This window comes from Streptomyces sp. NPDC004561 (genome assembly GCF_053602155.1).
Genome location: NZ_JBSGDB010000200.1, coordinates 1 through 15,227 on the forward strand (window position 1 = coordinate 1; position 15,227 = coordinate 15,227).

A 15,227-nucleotide genomic window follows, 5' to 3' on the forward strand; every position below is an offset into this window, starting at 1 on the left:
GTGATCAGCCCGACGACGTGAGCGGTGACGTCAGGTGGTGGGCTTGCTGGGGTGGGATCCGGAAAGGATCAGGTGGTGGGAACGCCGAGGGCGGGCAGGGTCGGACGGCTGCCGTCACCGGGGTGGGCCGGGACCCGGTCAACCTGCCCATGATCCGGCACTGGTGCGAGGCGATGGGCGACACCAACCCGGCGTACTCGGGCCCCGGCGCCGTCGCCCCGCCCACCATGCTCCAGGTCTGGACGATGGGCGGCCTGTCCGGGCACGAGGGCCGCAGCGGCGCCTACGACGAACTGCTCGGCCTGCTGGACGAGCTGGGCTGCACCTCGGTCGTCGCCACCGACTGCGAGCAGGAGTACCTGCGGCCCCTGCGGCCTGGCGACGAGGTCACCTTCGACGCGGTGATCGAGTCGGTCTCCGACCGCAAGACGACGAAGCTGGGCACGGGATACTTCGTCACGACCCGCATGGACGTACGCGCCGGCGGCCACCTGGTGGGCACGCACCGCTTCCGCATCCTCAAGTACGCCCCCGCCCGCCAGGGACCGCGGGCCGCCCGCCCCCGCCCGGTGGTCAACCGGGACAACGCCGGCTTCTGGCAGGGGGTCGCCGAGCACCGGCTGCTCATCCAGCGCTGCGCGGGCTGCGGCACCCTGCGCCACCCCTGGCTGCCAGGCTGCAACGCCTGCGGCTGCCTGGACTGGGACACGGTCGAGGCGAGCGGCGAGGGCACCGTGTACTCGTACGTGGTCATGCACCACCCGCCCTTCCCGGCCTTCGAGCCGCCCTACGCGGTCGGGCTCGTCGAACTCGCCGAGGGCGTGCGGATGGTGAGCAACGTGGTGGGGGTGCCCCACGACAAGGTGCGCATCGGCACGCCGGTGCGGGTCGAGTTCCGGCGGTACGACGACGAGGGGCCCCAAGGCCCCCTGGTCCTGCCGGTCTTCCGGGCCGTCGAAGGCGAGGGGTGACATGGAAGTCACGCCGGTGCACCGGCACTTCGTGTGGGGCCGGCGGCCGGCGGGGCATCTCGGCCGCGGGGGCGAAGTGCTCCAGGAACCGGGGGAGTCGATCGCGTGTGGGAGCGAGGCATGACGACGGCACTGACGGCGGGCACCGAACTGCCCCCGCTGGAGATCCCGGTCACGCGCACGCTGATCGTGGCGGGCGCGATCGCCTCCCGGGACTACCAGGACGTGCACCACGACGCGGAGCTGGCCCGGCAGAAGGGCTCGCCGGACGTCTTCATGAACATCCTGACGACGAACGGCCTGGTCGGCAGGTACATCACCGATTACTTCGGCCCGGCGGCGGTGCTCCGCCGGGTCGCCGTCCGGCTCGGCGCGCCCAACTACCCGGGGGACACGATGGTGCTCACCGGCAGGATCGAGGAGGTCGACGGCGACACCGCCACCGTGCGCGTCGTCGGCGCCAACGGCCTCGGCAGACATGTCACCGGCACGGTGACGGTCACGGTCCCGGCATCCGCCCGGGAGGTCGCGTCATGAGCCTGCGTACGAGGGACGCCCTCGGCGGGCGCGCGGCGATCGCCGGGATCGGGGCCACGGAGTTCTCCAAGGACTCCGGGCGCAGCGAACTGCGGCTGGCGGTGGAGGCGGTGCGCGCGGCGCTCGACGACGCGGGTCTCACCCCGGCGGACGTGGACGGGCTGGTGACCTTCACGATGGACACCAGCCCCGAGATCACCGTGGCCCAGGCGTGTGGAATGGGCGAGTTGTCCTTCTTCTCCCGGGTCCACTACGGAGGCGGGGCCGCCTGTGCGACCGTGCAGCAGGCGGCGCTGGCCGTGGCGGCGGGCGTGGCGGAGGTGGTGGTCTGCTACCGCGCCTTCAACGAGCGCTCGGGCCGCAGGTTCGGCGCGGGCGTGCAGCACCGGGAGCCCTCGGCGGAGGGCGCGGCGCTCGGCTGGGTCCTGCCGTTCGGGCTGCTCACCCCGGCCTCCTGGGTGGCGATGGCGGCCCAGCGGTACCTGCACACGTACGGGCTGGCACCCGAGGTGTTCGGGCAGGTGGCCGTGACCGGCCGCAGGCACGCGGCGACCAACCCGGCCGCGTACTTCCACGGCCGCCCCATCACCCTCGCCGAACACGCCGCGTCCCGCTGGATCGTGGAGCCCCTGCGGCTGCTGGACTGCTGCCAGGAGACCGACGGCGGGCAGGCGGTCGTCGTCACCTCCGTGGAGCGGGCCCGCCACCTGGCGAAGCCGCCCGCCGTGATCGCGGCGGCCGCCCAGGGCGCGGGCCGGGGGCAGGAGCAGATGACCGGCTTCTACCGGGGCGACCTGACCGGACTGCCGGAGACGGGCGCGGTGGCCCGGCAGCTGTGGCGCACCTCGGGGCTCGGCCCGGCGGACATCGACGTGGGGATCCTCTACGACCACTTCACCCCGTTCGTGCTGATGCAGCTGGAGGAGTTCGGCTTCTGCGGCAGGGGGGAGGCGGCGGACTTCGTGGCCGCGGATCGGCTGCCGCTCAACACGCACGGGGGCCAGCTGGGTGAGGCGTATCTGCACGGGATGAACGGCATCGCCGAGGCGGTGCGCCAGCTGCGCGGCACGGCGGTGAACCAGACGCCGGGGGCGGCCCGGACCCTGGTGACGGCCGGCACCGGGGTGCCGACCTCGGGCCTGGTCCTGACGGCGGACGGCTGAGGCCACGGGCCGCTGCGGCCCCCGGCGCCGGCCCGGAGCCGGGGGCGGGTCAGGGGCGGACCCGGAGACGGGGTGGACCCGCACTCCACCTTCAGGAGGTGGAGCCGGCCCCACCCCTACAACCTGAGGGGGACTCCGCTTCGGGACCTGCGGCCGATCCGCCGGTGCGCGGCCCGCTCATAGCGTGGAGCCATGACCACACCCGTCTGCACCAGCGCCTCGGCCGCCGCCGCACCAGCGCGGCAGACTCCCACGTACCCCTCCTTCACCTCGTATGTGCGGGCCCGTCAGCCGGTTCTGCTGCGCACCGCGCGCTCGCTGACCGCCAACCCGAGCGATGCCGAGGACCTGCTGCAGACCGCGCTCGCCAAGACGTACGCGGCCTGGGAGCGGATCGAGGACCAGCGGGCGCTCGACGGCTATGTGCGCCGGGCGCTGCTGAACACGCGGACCTCGCAGTGGCGCAAGCGCCGGGTGGACGAGTTCGCCTGCGAGGAACTGCCCGAGCCGGAGCCCGTGCCCGGCGACGACGACCCGGCCGAGCGGCAGGCGCTGCACGACGCCATGTGGCGGGCGATCGCCAAGCTGCCGGCGCGGCAGCGGGCGATGGTCGTCCTGCGGTACTACGAGGACCTCAGCGAGGCCCAGACCGCCGAGGTGCTGGGGGTGTCGGTGGGCACGGTGAAGTCGGCGGTGTCGCGCGCGCTGGGGAAGCTGCGCGAGGACCCCGAGCTGGTGCTGGTGCGGTAGAGCCGCGTTTTCCTGCCCGGAGTGACATACCGCCTAGTGACATACCGCGCGGTATGTGCGCAGAATCAGCGGAGCCCTTACCCACGCGTAGGCGACGCCGCCCCGGGAGGACGCCGTGCTGAGCACCATGCAGGACGTACCGCTGACCGTCACCCGCATCCTCGAACACGGGGTGCAGGTACACGGCCGGTCGCAGATCACCACCTGGACCGGCGACGCCGAGCCGCAGCGGCGCAGTTTCGCCGAGGCGGGGGCCCGCGCGGTGCAGCTCGCGAACGCCCTCAGGGACGAGCTGGGCATCCGCCCCGACGACCGGGTCGCCACGCTGATGTGGAACAACGCCGAGCACGTGGAGGCGTACTTCGCGATCCCGTCGATGGGCGCGGTGCTGCACACCCTCAATCTGCGGCTGCCCGCCGAGCAGCTGGTGTGGATCGTCAACCACGCCGCCGACCGCGTGATCGTCGTCAACGGCTCCCTGATCCCGCTGCTCGCCCCGCTGCTGCCCAAGATGCCCACGGTCGAGCACATCGTGGTCTCCGGCCCCGGTGACCGCGCCCCGCTGGCGGACACCGCCGCGCGGGTGCACGAGTACGAGGAGCTGCTCGCCGGCCGGCCCACCACCTACGACTGGCCGGAGCTGGACGAGCGACAGGCCGCCGCCATGTGCTACACCTCCGGCACCACCGGCGACCCCAAGGGCGTGGTCTACAGCCACCGTTCGATCTACCTGCACTCCATGCAGGTCAACATGACCCAGTCGATGGGCCTGACCGACCAGGACACCTCCCTGGTGGTGGTGCCCCAGTTCCACGTCAACGCCTGGGGCCTGCCGCACGCCACGTTCATGACCGGTGTCAACATGCTGATGCCGGACCGCTTCCTGCAGCCCGCGCCGCTCGCCGAGATGATCGAGGGGGAGCGGCCGACCCACGCGGCGGCCGTGCCCACCATCTGGCAGGGCCTGCTCGCCGAGCTGACGGCCAGGCCCCGGGACGTCTCCTCCCTCACCCAGGTCACCATCGGCGGCTCGGCCTGTCCGCCCTCGCTGATGCGGGCCTTCGACGAGCTGGGCATGCGGGTCTGCCACGCCTGGGGCATGACGGAGACCTCCCCGCTCGGCACGGTGGCCCGCCCGCCGGCCCACGCGGTCGGCACGGACGGGGAGTTCGCCTACCGCCTCACCCAGGGCCGCTTCCCGGCCGGGGTCGAGGCCCGGCTCACCGGCCCCGGCGGCGAGCGCCTGCCCTGGGACGGAGAGTCGGCGGGCGAGCTGGAGGTGCGCGGCAACTGGATCGCGGGCGCCTACTACAACGGCCCCGACGCCGAACCGCTGCGCCCCGCCGACAAGTTCAGCGAGGACGGCTGGCTGAAGACCGGCGACGTCGGCACCATCTCCCCCGACGGGTTCCTCATCCTCACCGACCGCGCCAAGGACGTCATCAAGTCCGGCGGCGAGTGGATCTCCTCGGTCGAGCTGGAGAACGCGCTGATGTCCCACCCCGATGTCGCCGAGGCCGCCGTCGTCGCCGTACCCGACGAGAAGTGGGGCGAGCGCCCGCTGGCCACGGTCGTCCTCAGGGAGGGCGCCAGCGCCGACTTCGAGACCCTGCGCACCTTCCTCGCCGAGGAGGGCCGCATCGCCCGCTGGCAGCTGCCCGAGCGCTGGACGATCGTGCGGTCCGTGCCGAAGACCAGCGTCGGCAAGTTCGACAAGAAGGTGCTGCGCAGGCAGTACGCGGACGGCGAACTGGACGTCACCCGCCTCTGACACCGGGGCGCGCGCCGGGCAGCGGCGACGCCCGCCGCCGCTTCCCGCTTCCACTGAAGCCACCGCTTCATCGCGCCCGCCCGGAACGACATCGGTGGCCTTCAGGAGACGCTCGGATGGGTGTGGGGGGTATACGGGGGCGGGCGTTCGCCGGTGCGGAGTCCTGCCTCGTGCGGTTCAGCGGGGGGCGGGTTGTACGGGGTGGCCGTTCGCTGACGCGATCGAGCGGCGGGGTGGGTCGGGTGCGCGGGGGAGGCCGGTCCCAGACGTGCGGCCCGCTGGCGCGGCTCAGGGCCGGGCCGATCGGCGGTGGGACGGGCACGTGGGGGCGGGCTCTCCCCTCGGCGCGGAGCGCCACTGGTGCGAGTCGGCGGCAGGCCGGGTCGGTTGTGCGGGGCGCCGTTCCCGGGTGCGCCCCGCTGCCGTGAGTCAGTGTCCGGTCGGGCGGCGGGCCGGTATCGCCGTGGCTGCCCAGCCCAGTGTCAGCCACACCCCGGCCACCAGGCACACCCCGCCCCAGCCCCAGGCGCCGTAGGCGGGGGCGGCGAGGGCGGAGGCCAGGGCGCCGCCCGCGAAGCTCGCCACCACGTAGGCGGTGTTGGCCGTCGCGGGGGCGGAGGTGGTGGTCAGCGCGAGCGTCTGGTTGGCGACGTGCGCCGCGACAAGGGCCGCGTGGACGGCGACGGCACCGGCGAAGAGCGCGGCGATCACATGTCCGCCCAGCCAGAACAGCGGGACGCAGACGGCGGCCAGGAGATAGGCGGAGCGGACGATCCGGGCGGCACCGAAGCGGTCCGCGAGGCCGCCCGCCAGCGGGGCCACCGCGCTCGCCGACAGCCCGAGCAGGCCGAACAGTCCGGCCGTCGCGGTCGACATCCCGTACCGGGGCCCCGTCAGCAGCAGCGCCAGCGAGGTCCACAGGGCGCTCCACGCGCCGTACATCCCGGCCTGGCGGACGCACGCCCGCCACAGGTCGGGCGAGTGCCGGACGACGCCGGGCAGCGAGGTCAGCCCGGCGAACAGCGGGCCGGTACGCCGCGCACGGTGTTCCACCGGGAGGGCGTACGCCGTCGCCAGGCCCAGCAGCGCGGTCAGGACGGCCGCGCCGGCGAAGACCGCCCGCCAGCCGCAGGCCTGCCCGATCAGGCCGCCGAGGACCCGGGCGGCCACGATGCCGGTGAACAGCCCCGCTATGACGGCGGCGACATGCCGGGCCCGCCGGTCGGCGGGGGCGCGGGCGGCCACCAGCGGGACCAGCAGCTGGGGTACGACGGTGGCGGCGGAGGCCACCAGGACGGCGGCCGCGAGCCCGGTGGTCCCGGTCGCCGCCGCACCGGCCGCCAGCGCCGCCGCGGCCACCAACGACAGGACGCCGACCAGCCGGCGCCGGTCGACGCGGTCGCCGAGCGGGGCGAAGAAGAGCAGGCCGGCCGCGTAGCCGAACTGGGCCACCGAGGCGATCCAGGCCACCGCCGAGGGCGTGGCGCCGAAGCCGCGGGCGATCAGCGGGAGGAGCGGTGCCGCGAGGTAGATGTTGGCGGCGGTGACGGCGGTGCAGACGGCGATCAGGACGAGGAGGAGTCCTGGGGCTCTGGTGCCCGCGTCGGGGGCGGGTGCCCGGACCTCGCGGGTGCTGACGGTGCGTGGTTGCGGCATGAGCGGGAGACCCCTTTGCGCCTGTCCAGGTCTAGTAACTAACTGGTTGGTTGGATGTTCGGAGAACAGTCTGGGCGTCGACGGAATTCCGTGTCAACCAAATAGTTGGTTACTTGCCTGTGCGCCCCTACCCTGTCCCCATGGCACCAGTGAGGGACCCTGAGGCGACCAAGGCCCGCATCTTCGACGCTGCGGTCGCCGAGTTCGCACGGCACGGCATCGCGGGTGCCCGCATCGACCGCATCGCAACCGCGGCAAAGGCGAACAAGCAGCTGATCTACGCCTATTTCGGAAACAAGGCGGAGCTGTTCACGCAGGTCCTGGGCCGGTGCATGGTCGATCTGGCCGCGGCCGTCCCGGTCGACCCGGACGACATCGACGGCTGGATCGACCGCCTCCTCGACTACCACGCCGCCCACCCCGAGCTGCTCCGCCTGCTCTTCTGGGAGGGCATCGAGTACGGCACCGCCGAACTGCCCGACGAGGCCGCCCGCCAGGAGCACTACGCGCGCAAGATCCACGCGCTCGCGGACGGCCAGGCCCGCGGGGTCGTCACCGACGCCATCCCGCCCGGCGACCTGCTGCTCCTGCTCGTCTCCCTCGCCAACTGGACGGTCGCGGTCCCGCAGATGCGGCGCATCGTGGCCGGCGGCGAGGACAGCGACCGCGAGCGCCTGCGGGCCTCGGTCAAGGAGGCGGCCCGCAGGCTGGTCGCGAGGTGAGCTAGTTGGTGCCGACCCGGGCCAGCAGGTCCACGATCCGCGCCTGCACCTCGGCGCTGGTGGACCGCTCCGCGAGGAACAGCACCGTCTCGCCCGAGGCCAGCCGGGGCAGGTCGGCCTGGTCGACGGCGGCGGTGTAGACGACGAGTGGAGTGCGGTTGAGCTGCCCGTTCGCGCGCAGCCAGTCCACGATCCCGGCCCGCCGCCGGTGCACCTGCATCAGGTCCATCACCACGAGGTTCGGGTGGAACTGGCCCGCCAGCGTCACCGCGTCGTTGTCGCTCGCGGCCCGCGCCACCTGCATCCCGCGCCGCTCCAGCGTCGAGGTCAGCGCCAGCGCGATCTCCGCGTGCTCCTCGATCAGCAGCACCCGCGGCGGATGCTGCTCGCTGTCCCGCGGCGCCAGCGCCTTCAGCAGGACGGCGGGGTCGGCGCCGTACGCCGCCTCCCGCGTCGCCTGCCCGAGCCCGGCCGTGACCAGCACCGGGACCTCGGCGGCCACGGCGGCCTGGCGCAGCGACTGCAGCGCGGTGCGGGTGATCGGCCCGGTCAGCGGGTCCACGAACAGCGCGGCGGGGAACGCCGCGATCTGCGCGTCGACCTCCTCACGGGAGTGCACGATGACCGGCCGGTAGCCGCGGTCGCTCAGCGCCTGCTGGGTCGTCACGTCCGGCGCGGGCCACACCAGCAGCCGGCGCGGATTGTCCAGCGGCTCCGGCGGCAGCTCGTCGTCGAGCGGCTGCGGACGCGGAGAGTCCGCCACCTCGACGGCACCGCCGGGACCGTCCAGCGGCTCGGGCCCCTCGGCCGCGTCGGCGTCCGGGGCGCCTATGGCGTACGACCGTCCGGCACCCTCGGTGGCCGGGACGAGCCGGGACTGCCCGGCGAGCGACGGCTGTGGCACGGGCGCCTGTCCGGCGAGCGACGGCTGCGCGGGCGCCGGTTCGGCCGGCGCGTGCGGCCGGCCCGGCTGCTCCGGCTGCGGCTCCTGGCGCGCGGCCGGGTCGGGCGGGGTGCCCAGCTTGCGCCGGCGGCCGGAACCGCCCGGCGCGTGCGGCGGCGGGGTCGCCGTCGGCTGCTGGACCTGCGCGGCCTGGCGTGCGAACGGCACGCCCTGCCCGAGGGTGCGGACGCTGATCGCCCGGCCCTGCGTCGAGTTCGGGTCGGCGGGGGCGCCCGCGGCCTTGGCGGGCAGCGGCTGCGCGGCACGCTGCGGCCGGGCACCGGGGTGCGCCACGGGGAGCGGGGTCCCGGACCGCGGCACGGGCGTGCCCGCGCCGGAGGTGTCGTCGGCACCGGGCCACTGCGGCGGCACGGTGGGCGCGGCCTGAGCGGGCTGGGCAGCCGCCGGAGCCTGACCGGAGGCGGCCTCCGCGGGCAGCGGCTGGGCCGCCGGGAGCGCCGCCGGGAGCGCGGGCTGTGCGGCGGGCTGCCGCGCCTGGGCGGGGGCGGGCAGACCGGGAGCCGCCGGTACGGCGGGCTGCTGACCGGGCACGGCCGGCTGCTGTCCGGGTACGGAGGGCTGCTGTCCGGGCACGGCGGGCGCCTGCGCCGCAACGCCGTGACCCGGGGTGCCCGGCCCCGGCTCCGGAGCCGGGGCGGCACCCCGCGGGAGAGCCGCCTGCCCCCGAAGGGCCTGCGCCGGGGCGGCCTGGCCGGGGGCCGGCGGCACGGGGGCGCCCGTCGCCGCGGCGGCCTGCGCGGCACCCGCCGGCATCTCCTGCGCCGCTTCCGCCGGCGCGGCCACGGCACGGCGGCGACGGCCGGTCGGGGCGCTGGTGGGATGCGGCTGCGGCGGGGTGTGGTCCTCGGACTGGCTCAGCGGTACGGCGTCGTGCCGGCCGTCGTCACCGTGGCCGGCCTCGACGGACACCGGGAGCTGGGCGGGCACGCGCACCTGCCCCGGCAGCGACCCGGGCACGGCATCCGCGGCCGGGGCGACGCCCGCACCGGCGGCCGCAGCGGCCTGCGCGCCACCCTCGCCCGGTGCCTTCGTCGGCTCCGGCGCGCGGTCGGCCGCGGCCGGCGGCAGGGCGAAGACCGTACGGCCGCCCGCCTCCTGGGCCGCGGCACGCTCCGCCGCGGCGGCCAGCGCACGCCGGCGCCGTCCGGTCGGCTGCGCACCCTCGGCGGCCTCCGCACCCGGCGCCGGCTCGCCGCCGGCCGCGGGCAGCGCGGGCGGCAGGGCGGCCTGCGGGGCGCCGGAGTCGCGGCGGGCACGCCGGCCCGTGGGCACGGGCACGCCCTGCGGCGGGACGGCGGCGCCGAGTCCCGTACCGGAGGCGGCCGCACCCGCGGCATGCTCGGCCGCGGTCACCACGGCACCCTCGGACACCCCCGCGCCGTCACCGGCGCCCGTCTCGGCGGCCCGGGCACGGCGTCGCCCGGTCCCGCCGGACGCGGACTCCGCGCTCTCGACCGGGACCGCGACGGACTCGTCGGCGGGAGCGCCCGCTCGCCTGCGGCGCCGTCCGGTCGGCGCGGACGCCTCCGGCTCGGGCTCACCGGCCTCGTCCGCGCCGGGCACGTCACCGTCCAGGAAGGCGTCCGTGGAGGCCCGCCGGCCCCGCCGCCGGCCGCCACCGGTGCCCGGCTCGGCCACGGGGGTCTCGTCGGCGGGCGTCCGGCCGGCATCCGGAAGCTGTGCGGCGACGGCCCCGGCGCCACCGCCGAGCGGCACCTCGAGCACGTACGCGCTGCCGCTCATCCCCGGCACCTCGTGCGTCTGGAGCACGCCGCCGTGGGCGCGCACGATCCCGCGCACGATCGGCTCGTGCACCGGGTCTCCCCCGGCGTACGGCCCGCGCACCTCGATCCGTGCGACCTCACCGCGCTGCGCGGCCGCGACCACGACCGTGTTGTCCAGGTAACCGCCCGCGGAGACGGGCGTGTTGCCGGTCGCGTCGACACCGGCGACGTCCGCCACCAGGTGGGCGAGCGCCGTGGCGAGCCGCTGCGGGTCGACCTCGGCCTCGATGGGCGGCGCGTGCACGGCGAACTGCACCCGGCCGGGGCCGATCAGCTCCACCGCGCCGTCGACACCGGCGGCGACGACGGCGTCCAGCATCACCTTCGTACGGGTGATGTCCTCGCTGCCCGCGTCGAGCCGCTGATAACCGAGGACGTTGTCGATGAGCGTCGTGATCCGCGAGTACCCGGCCGACAGGTGATGCAGCACCTGGTTGGCCTCGGGCCACAGCTGCCCGGCGTCGTCGGCGGCCAGGGCGGCCAGTTCGCGCCGCAGCTCGTCGAGGGGCCCGCGCAGGGACTGCGCGAGCAGGGTCAGCAACTGCTCGTGCCGGCCCGCCAGGGCCTCGTACCGGTCCTTCTCCCGCTCGCCGAGCGCGGCGTACCGCTCCTCGCCGGCCGCCACCTGCTCCGCGTGCTTCTCCTGCAGCTCCTCGACCTCGGTGACGTGCTGCTGGCGCAGCGCGGTGAGATCGGAGGCGTGCTCCTCGGAGAGCCGCTCCAGTTCCTCGCCGTGCGCCTTCTCCAGCGCGGACTTCTCCTCGGCCAGGGTGTCGTAGGGCCGCCGGTCGGTGAAGGTCATCACGGCGCCGACGAGCTGGTCCCCGTCCCGCACCGGAGCGGTGGTCAGATCGACCGAGACCCTCTCGTCGCCCTTGGACCACAGCGCCTGCCCGCGCACCCGGTGCTTGCGCCCGGAGCGCAGGGTGTCGGCGAGCGGCGACTCCTCGTACGGGAAGGGGGAGCCGTCGGCGCGCGAGTGCAGCACCAGCGTGTGCAGCTCCTTGCCGCCCAGCTCCCCGGCCCGGTAGCCGAGGATCTGCGCGGCGGCCGGGTTGACGAGCACGATCCGCCCGTCGGTGTCGGTGCCGACGACGCCCTCGGACGCGGCCCGCAGGATCATCTCGGTCTGCCGCTGCGAGCGGGCCAGCTCGGCCTCGGTGTCGACGGTCCCGGACAGGTCCCGTACGACGATCATCAGCAGCTCGTCGCCCGTGTAGCCGTAACCGTCGTACGCCTGCTGGCCGTTCTCCAGGTTCGCGCTCGTGACCTCGACCGGGAACTCGGTCCCGTCGGTGCGCCGCGCGATCATCCGGGTCGGCTTGGTCCGGCCCTGCGGGTCCATGTGGTCGGGCCGCCGCATCGATCCGGGGATGAGCCTGGAGTCGAACTCGGGCAGCAGATCGAGCAGCCCGCGCCCGACCAGGGCGGTACCCGGCGCCTCGAACGCCTCCAGCGCGATGGTGTTGGCGTTGACGACCGTACCGTTGGCGTTGACCAGGACCAACGCGTCCGGCAGCGCGTCGAGTATGGCTGCGAGGCGAGCAGCGCCTCGGGATGGCCTGCTGCTCACGAGACGCTTCCTCCCTGTTACCGCACCTTGCCGACCGCTCGGGCCATCTTGCCAACCGGCCCGCGACGTGTCACGCGAGGGAGTCTAAGCGCACGCGTTGCGCTCGCGACGCCGGATGAGAGGGAGGTCCCACGAGGAAGTGACGCCGATGCCGTGACCACGTGCTTCGGCTGCACCGGACCTTCGCGGGACCTTTACCGCACCGGTGGATCCGTCAGGACGTTCCTGTGCGGGCGGTGCCGCCGAGCGCCGCCGAGCGCCGGCAGCAGCGGCACCAGCCGGTCCCACCGGCCGATCTCGCACCCGTTGCTGCGGTCGTACGAGGCGTCGACCGGCCGCCCGGCCCAGGTCCCGGTGACATGGGCGGTGGCGGGGCCGCCGTAGAGCATGGTGCAGATGCTGCCCGGAGCCACCGGGGCGAAGGTGTCCCGCCCCCAGTGGGTGTTCGAGTCGAGCACCCGGCAGGCGCCGGCCACGTTCGGGTGACGGCCGCCACCCGGATGGCAGAACAGCTCGTACCTCCCGTCCCGCCCGGCCCCGGCGTGCCGGACGGCGACGACGAGGTGATCGCCGCGCGGATTCGGGGCCCGGTCCTCCGGTCGGGGGGCGACGACGAGGTGATCACCGACCGGGGCCGGAGCCCGGTCCTCCGGCCGGACGGGCGGCGGCGCGGCGACGGCCGCGGCGGCGGGCGGGGCGGTCAGCGGGACGAGGGTGGCTACGGCGGCGAGGGACGACACGAGGACGCGCCGCCCGGCGGCCGGCAGAACGAGAACCATGCCCTGTCCAACGCCGACGCGCCCCGGACGTTGCGCCGCCCGGCGCCCCGGGCGCCCTGCCGGGGGAAGCCCTTTGCCCTGCGGCCTGCCTGCCTAGTACCGTGGGGGGCGATTGGTGACACCGCACTCGACTGTGTCATCATCTGCACGCACCGATCGCGCGCTCGCGTGAGCGGTTGTGCTGGAGGCGTCGCCTAGTCCGGTCTATGGCGCCGCACTGCTAATGCGGTTTGGGCCTTAAAGCCCATCGAGGGTTCAAATCCCTCCGCCTCCGCACCGATCCCGAAGCCCCGGTCCTCAGGACCGGGGCTTCGGCGTTCCCGGCCCCCCGTGCCGTGTGGGGCCAAGATTAGCGTTTTCGCAGGTCACAAGGGGTATGCGAATCGGATTTCACATGACGGCGGCAGTCATGTAATGTTCTTCCTGTCGCCGCGAGCGGGCCGGAAGGGCCGGGAGCGGGGGCAAAACAAAAGAACAAGCACTCGTAGCTTAACGGATAGAGCATCTGACTACGGATCAGAAGGTTGCAGGTTCGAATCCTGCCGAGTGCACAACAGTTCAGAGGCCCCGTGGAGTGATCCACAGGGCCTCTGGCTTTTGTCCTGACGGCAGTGTTCGACGCCAGCCGCCGACACGGGAGAGCTGTCTACATCTCGGACGAGAAGCTACGGATGACGGTGTCCGGGCCCGGGCTCATCAACGTCTCGTGCCCGTCCTCGAAGCGGACCCGGTAGGGAGGCGCCCCGTTCTCCCCGAGCACCTCGATGATCTCTGCGGTGCGATCCTGCTGTCCCACGATCCGGCCGTGGACAAGAAGCCTGTCACCCACACTCGCGCGCACGCTGCCACCTTTCTGTCGAGCGGTCCTCCTCTGCCCTACCCCCCGAGCCGCCCTGCCCGAACGGCCGGTGCCGTCAGTTCGACCTAACCGGTGACAGCCGGGCCAGGAGGCGGGTGCGGGTCGATCTAGAGCACGCCCGGCCTGACGAACGCGGGCGCGGCCGTCCTCATCAGCAAGTCGGACGCGGCGTACGCCACCACCGCGACCTCGCTGGCCGGAAAGAAGCGCGGACCGGTGCTGATGACCTCCGGCACCGGCCTGGACTCCTCGGTGCAGACCGAGCTGAAGCGCATGCTGCCCAAGGGCAGGACGGTGTACCTCGTCGGCGGCACCAAGGTGCTCAGCGGCTCGGTGGCGTCCAAGGTGACCTCGCTCGGCTACACCGCCAAGCGGCTGTCCGACGTCTCGCGCTACTCCACCTCGGTGGCCGTGGCCAAGGCGGTCACCAGCACGCCGAAGTACGTCTTCCTGGCCACCGGCACGCCGAAGTACGTCTTCCTGGCCACCGGCACCGACTACCACAACGCCCTCGCGGCCAGTTCCGCCGCGGGCTCCATGGGCAGTTCGGGCAGCGCGGTCGTGCTGCTGACCGAGGGCTCGACCATGACCGCGTCCGTCTACGGCTACCTCGACAGGTACAGCCCGAGCACCACGAAGATCATCACGGTGGGGACCGACGCGGAGTCGGCGCTCACCAAGGCGTACAAGGCCGGCAGGATGCCGCACCGGCCCGGCAAGTACAGCTACTACCGGGTCGCCGGCGGCAGCCCGCAGACGAACGCCACACAGCTCGCCGGCCTGTGGTGGTCGCTTCCGCCGAACGCCGCGGTGGCCTCCGTGGGCAGTTGGCGCGACGGTGTCTCCGCGTCGGCGGCGATGACCACCTACGGCCCGCTGCTGTGGACCGACGTCACCTCGCTGTCGTACGACACCAAGCGGTACCTGATGCGGATGTCGGCGAGCGTGAACCACGTGGCCGTCTTCGGCGGCACCGGCTCGGTCGACACGGCCGTCATCCCGAAGATCGGTGCGGCCATCGGCGTGGGCAGCCACTACGCCTACACCCCGTACTACAAGGGAGCGGCCCCGCAGAGCCCGGCCGCCGGGACCCGGTCCGCCGGCATCGGCCGGCCCGCCACCCACCCGGACCTGACCCCTCTCCAGGTGACGGCCAAGAGGTGACCGCCGTGCCTGGGCCGCCGCCACGGCCCAGGCCGCAGCACCCACGCCGTGCTGTTCCCCGTCCCGCGGTGGGCGTGCGCCCCCCGGACACGCGGCACGACGTGATCCTGCCCGGTCAGGGCCTTCCAGCCGGCCGCGGGGCATTGTCAGAGCCACCCCCTACCCTCACGAGTGATGGCACAGATGTGGAAGTGCTCGGGGTTGCGCTGGTCGCCGGGCGGGCCCGTGCTGGTGTGGGGCGGCGGGCGGCGCAGCGGGCTGCCCCGGGGGAAGCGGGTCGCCTTCGCCGTCCCCGAGGGGGGCGTGCGGAGGTGCGTGGGGGCGCGCGGGCATGCGTGTCCGGTGCGGGCTGTCGTGTCGGGGCGCAGTACGGGGGCCCGGTGCGAGGAGTGCGCGCGGCTGGACCGGGCGCACTCGGTGGCCGCCGACACGCTCGCCGACTCTCCCCGGCCGTACCGCGTGTACCTGGCGTGGTTCGGGCCGGGCATGGTCAAGGTCGGGATCACCGCCGTCGAGCGGGGCCCGGCCCGGCTG

The 15,227-nt window shown here is 74.2% G+C and carries 12 protein-coding genes and 2 tRNA genes; 10 read left to right on the forward strand and 4 right to left on the reverse strand.

The annotated features are described in order from the left end of the window. Nucleotides 1-56 precede the first annotated feature (56 nt). The 5 genes from ACWEN3_RS24585 to ACWEN3_RS24605 all read left to right on the forward strand — a co-directional run bounded on the left by ACWEN3_RS24585 (nucleotide 57) and on the right by ACWEN3_RS24605 (nucleotide 5,192). On the forward strand, nucleotides 57-971 hold the full coding sequence (locus tag ACWEN3_RS24585; RefSeq protein ID WP_452974867.1) for a bifunctional MaoC family dehydratase N-terminal/OB-fold nucleic acid binding domain-containing protein: 915 nt from the start codon (nucleotides 57-59) through the stop codon (nucleotides 969-971). 132 nt (nucleotides 972-1,103) lie between these two features. Further along, nucleotides 1,104-1,508, forward strand: coding sequence for a MaoC/PaaZ C-terminal domain-containing protein (locus ACWEN3_RS24590; RefSeq protein WP_452974871.1), 405 nt, complete (start codon nucleotides 1,104-1,106; stop codon nucleotides 1,506-1,508). Further along, nucleotides 1,505-2,671, forward strand: a complete 1,167-nt coding sequence (locus ACWEN3_RS24595; RefSeq protein WP_452974844.1) for a lipid-transfer protein — start codon at nucleotides 1,505-1,507, stop codon at nucleotides 2,669-2,671. Before ACWEN3_RS24590 ends, ACWEN3_RS24595 begins: the two co-directional genes overlap by 4 nt. Nucleotides 2,672-2,863: 192 nt before the next feature. After that, nucleotides 2,864-3,421: a SigE family RNA polymerase sigma factor gene (locus tag ACWEN3_RS24600; RefSeq protein WP_452974847.1), complete on the forward strand. Its 558-nt coding sequence runs from the start codon at nucleotides 2,864-2,866 to the stop codon at nucleotides 3,419-3,421. 127 nt (nucleotides 3,422-3,548) lie between these two features. Beyond that, complete coding sequence (locus ACWEN3_RS24605; protein WP_452974874.1) at nucleotides 3,549-5,192, forward strand: long-chain fatty acid--CoA ligase; 1,644 nt, start codon at nucleotides 3,549-3,551, stop codon at nucleotides 5,190-5,192. A gap of 429 nt (nucleotides 5,193-5,621) precedes the next feature. Here the strand turns inward: ACWEN3_RS24605 and ACWEN3_RS24610 are convergent, their stop codons facing one another. Further along, entirely contained in the window at nucleotides 5,622-6,848 is a 1,227-nt protein-coding gene (locus ACWEN3_RS24610) for an MFS transporter (RefSeq protein ID WP_452974849.1), read from the reverse strand. A gap of 140 nt (nucleotides 6,849-6,988) precedes the next feature. On the opposite strand from ACWEN3_RS24610, the gene ACWEN3_RS24615 reads away from it, so the two are divergent. Then, nucleotides 6,989-7,570 carry a TetR family transcriptional regulator gene (locus ACWEN3_RS24615; protein WP_452974852.1) on the forward strand — a complete coding sequence of 194 codons (582 nt, stop codon included), beginning with the start codon at nucleotides 6,989-6,991 and terminating at the stop codon, nucleotides 7,568-7,570. A gap of 1 nt (nucleotide 7,571) precedes the next feature. Here the strand turns inward: ACWEN3_RS24615 and ACWEN3_RS24620 are convergent, their stop codons facing one another. Next, complete coding sequence (locus ACWEN3_RS24620) at nucleotides 7,572-11,891, reverse strand: PAS domain-containing protein (RefSeq protein WP_452974855.1); 4,320 nt, start codon at nucleotides 11,889-11,891, stop codon at nucleotides 7,572-7,574. 194 nt (nucleotides 11,892-12,085) lie between these two features. Continuing rightward, on the reverse strand, nucleotides 12,086-12,670 hold the full coding sequence (locus ACWEN3_RS24625; protein WP_452974858.1) for an SSI family serine proteinase inhibitor: 585 nt from the start codon (nucleotides 12,668-12,670) through the stop codon (nucleotides 12,086-12,088). Between the two features lie 183 nt (nucleotides 12,671-12,853). Between ACWEN3_RS24625 and ACWEN3_RS24630 the strand changes: the two genes are divergently transcribed. Further along, a tRNA-Ser gene (locus ACWEN3_RS24630) sits at nucleotides 12,854-12,944 on the forward strand. A gap of 204 nt (nucleotides 12,945-13,148) precedes the next feature. Continuing rightward, a tRNA-Arg gene (locus tag ACWEN3_RS24635) sits at nucleotides 13,149-13,221 on the forward strand. Nucleotides 13,222-13,316: 95 nt separating this feature from the next. Here the strand turns inward: ACWEN3_RS24635 and ACWEN3_RS24640 are convergent. After that, entirely contained in the window at nucleotides 13,317-13,511 is a 195-nt protein-coding gene (locus tag ACWEN3_RS24640) for a DUF1918 domain-containing protein (protein WP_452974861.1), read from the reverse strand. Nucleotides 13,512-13,679: 168 nt separating this feature from the next. Between ACWEN3_RS24640 and ACWEN3_RS24645 the strand changes: the two genes are divergently transcribed. Together ACWEN3_RS24645 and ACWEN3_RS24650 are read left to right on the forward strand one after the other, a co-directional pair. Next, nucleotides 13,680-14,693 carry a cell wall-binding repeat-containing protein gene (locus tag ACWEN3_RS24645; RefSeq protein WP_452974877.1) on the forward strand — a complete coding sequence of 338 codons (1,014 nt, stop codon included), beginning with the start codon at nucleotides 13,680-13,682 and terminating at the stop codon, nucleotides 14,691-14,693. Nucleotides 14,694-14,867: 174 nt separating this feature from the next. After that, nucleotides 14,868-15,227, forward strand: a 360-nt coding sequence (locus tag ACWEN3_RS24650) for a DUF2797 domain-containing protein (RefSeq protein WP_452974864.1), incomplete at its 3' end; no start/stop codon positions are given.